Origin of the sequence: Pseudoalteromonas sp. T1lg10, from assembly GCF_002964545.1 — a bacterium.
Taxonomy (GTDB): Bacteria; Pseudomonadota; Gammaproteobacteria; order Enterobacterales; family Alteromonadaceae; genus Pseudoalteromonas.
Genome location: NZ_PQBV01000050.1, coordinates 2,328 through 5,766 on the forward strand (window position 1 = coordinate 2,328; position 3,439 = coordinate 5,766).

Here is a 3,439-nt window from a genome sequence, read left to right on the forward strand (position 1 = left end):
CTCGTTACCAGTTGGATCCGTCGCGATCACAACAACCGCGGTGGTGCCATCTTCTAATTCGGCAACGACGTCATCAGCAAGTGTCCAAGTACCATCGCCATTGTTGGTTGCTTCATACTCAATACCGTTAATGATAACGACCACTTTCGCATCTGGATCATTGACTGTGCCGTTGAGCTCGGGCGTTGTATCATTAGTAATTAAGTCGTTAAAAGTGACGATTGGAGCTTCGATATCAAGGTTGTCTGGAGCAATACTGACCTTATCGTCACTGTCACTTCCGCCATCAAGCGCCAATGCCGCTAATGCTGCACCGCCTAACACTAATGGCCACCACATTATACCTGAGTCGCTATCTTCGTAGCCTAGGCTTTGATAAGTCTCGTCGTCTTCGTCAAGTTTTTCTAACAGGTCTTCAGTCAAGCCGCTTTGCGGAACGAAGGAATAGTAATCTCCGTCTTCTGCTAAACCGAAAAACTTGGGTGGCGTGCTCAGGTCATAATAGCCAGTAATAATAACGTCTGCGATTGCGTCTGGCGCCGCATCACCAAAGTGAAGTTCCAAATTTTCGCCTTCACGTTTGAAGAGAACTTGTTGGGGCGCGACACCTGTTGCAGGGTCAAGTAGCTCGTAACGAACGTCGTTTTGAGCATTGATTGTCAATGCTCCCCCGTCAGTAGTTAAAGAGTGGTTCTCGACCACGCGCTCACCGCTGTAAACAATGATTTCATACCCTTTGACCATGACATCATCTCCGTAAATTTTATAAAAATAGCCAGCAAGCGCTTTCGCTTAGTAGGTGCGCTTGTAAATTAGAATTAGTTAGCCGGTAAAACACGCACTGTTACGCGTCGATTCGGTTGTAAACATTGAATCAAGGCATCTCGGCTTAACGAAGAAGGGCAATCCGTTACAACTGGATCCGCCGCACCAAAACCAAATACTTGGAGACTGCCGCTAAAACCTTTGTTTTTAAGGTAATTGGCGACGGTTTGTGCACGTTTCTCAGAGAGTGTTTGGTTGTAGTCGCGAGCACCCAGACGGTCGGTATAACCAGATACAGTAATACGCATAGAGTGGTCAGAGTGGGCCTCGATAAAGTTCACGACTTCATCTAAAGGATGCGAGGCTACGACGTCGGTAAGTTTCGCTCCATCAAAAGCGAAGAGCGCTTCTGAATCAAAAGTAGACATTAGAGGTTCTGGCGTTACAGGTTCTTCTGGTGTGGCACAGTTAGCTTGGTGACGCGCCACCAAAAATGAGCGCGCTTCGCGGCCATCAATGACATCGCTAACACTACGGTGCGTCGAAACCTGGTAGGTAACTCCGGATGCTTGTGTGCTTGGTTGCAACTTGACGTAATACACAGAGTTTTCAGCAATAGGCAACTCTACTGAGACGGCTGTTGAGCCTCCTCGAGCGATTTGAAAAGTTTGCATACCACTGCAGGCTTGAATAACTGTGTATTGTTGCGGGTGCAGCCCAGAAATGACTTTTCCTTGAGTTGAGATAACGATCGAGTTCGTTCGTAAGGTCTCGGCATCAACAGGACCATCGTGGAAAAATACAATTTTTGCAGTAGTTTCTGCATCACTAATCTGAGAAGAAGATTTGAGCGGTTGGCCAGTTAATAGAGAACCTGAGGTGGTACAGGCTACTAATGTTGCAGCGCAAACAAGCATACAGAGTAATTGAACGTGTTTTAGATAACTTTTCATTTTTTACTTTTCTCGGGAGCGTGTGAAACACCACACTTACTTGTGGACTGACAGAAAAATTAACTTCACCAATTAAGCAAGCGTTAAGTTCTTAACTTATGTTAAAAATAGTATTGTACGATAAGCACTCAATCGTCAAGGACGAAATGATAAAAAAGTACTAATACTTTAAGATTACTATTCAAGGCTTGTTTTTTTGCTTTTTGGAGAGAATTTACCTTTAAAAATAGAAGGTTAAAGTGCAATGCAGACTATTATTCTCATTTTTCAATATTCGGAACTGTAGGACAATAGAGCTTTTATGCTGGAGCAAGTTTTCCATATTGCAAAACTTGATTAACAAACTAAATACAACCAGTTAACCCGCACTCAATAGCTTAAGTTTTAGTTTCCATTAGGCTTGATAAAGTAACTATTCGCCTATAACCACAAGGTTATCCTGTAATTTCAAATAGTCAGCACCGTCCGCAATCAAGTACTTTTTGACGTCCGATATTTCAATAATCATTACGCTAACCAACGATAGGCAAGATGCCTTTTTTGTAAATAGTGCGTTAACTAAAATGTGACATTTGAATTCTATATTCACCCGATCGAGCGCCTTGGTCGTACTTAAATGGCGGCGGGACCCGCTAACCTTCAGAAAGCACTGTTTCAACTCAAATGAGAAGCTTAGTTGTAATTTGCTCATTTATCGAACAACCACTCAATGTGGCGCGTTGAAATAAAACAACGTTTTTCAGTTCGAAAAATCGTCAATATTGAAAAAAGAGTTATCTAAGTTCTCGAGTGGGAGTTATCGAGGACACCCACTCTTATTCTTCACAGTCAGAGGTGGGTGTCTGGCTAATTCCTACTTGGAGTGAGTGTCTGGCTAATTCGATATCAAGAAGTACCACCAAGGGGGGGGGTACTTCTTGTTTGTGTTACTTAGTTGAGTTTAGCTTTCAGAAGCGGATTTAAGAGGTAACTGAGGACTGTGCGTTTACCTCCTAACACATCTACCTGGGCAATCATGCCGGGGCGGATGGGGTAGCTCTTATCACCTTTAACTAACTGATTCCCTTCGGTGGTAATCAGGATCTGATAAAAATACGCTTTGCCTTGTGCCGTTTCCTCTTCAATCGTATCCGGACTGATTTGAATTACTTCGCCTTCGAGATCCCCGTAAATCGAAAAGTCATACGCCGTGATTTTCACTTTCGCTGACATTCCAGGTGCTAAAAATGCGATGTCTTCCGGGGCTATTTTCGCTTCAATCAGTAATTGCTCATCAATCGGTAAGACATACATAATAGGCTCCCCCGGCTGCACCACACCACCGCGTGTGGTAACCAAAATATCATTCACCATGCCTTTGACGGGCGATGTGATTTGGGTGCGAGTCAACTGATCTTGCCGCTGCACTAAAGACTCGTTCAGGGCATTGAGCTCTGCTTTCTTTTGAGTCAATTCGGTGTAGGCATCCTGCATGTAATTATTGCTGACTTCGATGATCTGTCCTTTTAAATCTTCAAGCTCCTTTTCTAACCGGAGCAGCTCCATTTGACTGACCGACTCGGACGCCACCATGGGGCGTAAGATGCCGAGTTGCTCTTCAACAATGTGCATACGGCGTTGTAAACCAACTACTTTTTCTTGTTTATTGGTCCGTCGAGAGGCAAATAACGCTTGCTCAAAGATGCGATCTTTCTCATCGATTTTCAGTTCGTTTGGAAAGG

Annotated in this window: 3 protein-coding genes; all 3 read right to left on the reverse strand. The window is 44.0% G+C overall.

What is annotated here, in order from left to right; genetic code table 11:
• The coding region (locus C2M17_RS13295) for an Ig-like domain-containing protein (RefSeq protein ID WP_233997999.1) at positions 1-744 on the reverse strand (744 nt) is incomplete at its 3' end.
• A gap of 74 nt (positions 745-818) precedes the next feature.
• The gene (locus C2M17_RS13300; RefSeq protein WP_105201229.1) at positions 819-1,718 is read right to left on the reverse strand and encodes an OmpA family protein; all 900 of its coding nucleotides are present in this window, start codon (positions 1,716-1,718) and stop codon (positions 819-821) included.
• 930 nt (positions 1,719-2,648) lie between these two features.
• On the reverse strand, positions 2,649-3,439 hold a 791-nt coding region (locus C2M17_RS13305; protein ID WP_105201230.1), incomplete at its 5' end, for an HlyD family efflux transporter periplasmic adaptor subunit.

Bases quoted from the DNA above. Each gene is read 5' to 3' on its own strand.
- C2M17_RS13300 (WP_105201229.1), bottom strand. From the start codon at position 1,718: ATGAAAAGTTATCTAAAACACGTTCAATTACTCTGTATGCTTGTTTGC.